Below are 253 nucleotides of genomic sequence, written 5' to 3'. Positions count from 1 at the left end.
TCGAGTACTACAATCATCGTCGCATCAAGAAACGACTAAAAAACCTGAGCCCGGTGGAATACCGGACCCAGGTTCTCGAAGTCGCCTGACAAATTATTTAGTGTCTAACTTTTTTGGTTCAGTTCAATTCAGGGTTTTTTGTGTGCGGTCGAATCGATATAATGAACCTATTCATTCAGACGGGGGAACGCATCCATGAGTAAAATCATCTTCAACGAACATCAAATCAGGCAGCTCGAGTCGAATCCGAACG

Annotated in this window: 1 protein-coding gene; it reads left to right on the top strand. The window is 43.9% G+C overall.

Annotated elements, in window-relative coordinates; translation table 11 throughout:
- Window positions 1-89, top strand: an 89-nt coding sequence (locus EVJ30_RS15115) for an IS3 family transposase (protein ID WP_131444302.1), incomplete at its 5' end; no start/stop codon positions are given.
- Window positions 90-253 lie beyond the last annotated feature (164 nt).

The organism is Exiguobacterium sp. SH5S13 (assembly GCF_004337085.1).
In the GTDB taxonomy this organism is placed as follows: Bacteria; Bacillota; Bacilli; order Exiguobacteriales; family Exiguobacteriaceae; genus Exiguobacterium; species Exiguobacterium aurantiacum_A.
The sequence above is the reverse complement of the archived record's forward strand: the minus strand, read 5'-3'. Positions and strand labels throughout refer to the sequence as shown.